General features: G+C 74.2%; 1 protein-coding gene. It reads right to left on the bottom strand.

Annotated features, from left to right (window positions below):
• Positions 1–9: 9 nt before the first annotated feature.
• Positions 10–913: aminotransferase class III-fold pyridoxal phosphate-dependent enzyme (locus HMPREF0975_RS12150; RefSeq protein WP_009234481.1), on the bottom strand; the 904-nt coding region annotated here is incomplete at its 5' end.

Here is a 913-nt window from a genome sequence, read left to right as displayed (position 1 = left end):
CGCGATCCCTCAGTGCTCCTGGGCCCGGGCCGCGGCGCGTGCGGCTGCCGGGGCCGCCGCCGCGATCGCCTCCAGCTCGGCCTCGCCGTGCGCAGCTGAGACGAACCAGGCCTCGAACACCGACGGTGGCAGGCTCACCCCGGCCTCGAGGAAGGCGTGGAAGAAGGGCCCGTAGCGCCAGGTCTCCTGGGCGCGGGCGGCCTCGTAGTCGGCGACGCCCCGCTCGGCAGCCTGCGGGCCGAACATGAGGGAGAACAGGGAGCCCGCCCGCTGCACGCGGTGGGGCACGCCCTGCTCACTCAGGGCCGCTGAGACCACCTTGCTGATGGCTTGGGCGTGTTCGGCCACCGAGGCGTAGACGGCGTCGTCGGCCAGCTGGAGCGTGGCCAGGCCGGCCGCTGTGGCCAGCGGGTTCCCCGAGAGCGTGCCCGCCTGGTAGACGGGGCCGCCTGGTGCCAGCAGGTCCATGACCTCCGCGCGTCCGCCGACGGCGGCCAGCGGCATCCCGCCGCCCACGACCTTGCCGAAGGTCACCAGGTCCGGCACCCAGGTGGCGCGCTCGCGCCAGTCCGCGCCTGGCCAGGAGGGGGCTGCGGCGTCGGCGGGCTCAGAAGAAGTAGCGCCAGCGGTGGAGGGTTCGGCGGCGAAGGCCGGCAGGTCCGAGGTCCAGCCGTCGACAGCCTCCAGGCCCCACCAGCCGGCTGGGCCCACGCGGAAGCCGGTGAGGACCTCGTCGAGGATCATGAGCGCGCCGTGCTCGGCGGTCACCCGGCGGATTGCGGCGTTGAAGCCGGGCGCCGGCGGCACAATCCCCATATTGGCCGGAGCTCCCTCGGTGATGACTGCGGCGATCTCGGAACCGCGCTCGGCGAAGCAGGCCTCCAGGGCGGCGACGTCGTTGTAGGGCAGGACG

It is taken from the genome of Actinomyces sp. oral taxon 849 str. F0330 (assembly GCF_000239715.1).
Classification (GTDB): domain Bacteria; phylum Actinomycetota; class Actinomycetes; order Actinomycetales; family Actinomycetaceae; genus Actinomyces; species Actinomyces johnsonii.
This window is presented reverse-complemented; position numbering and strand designations above follow the sequence as displayed.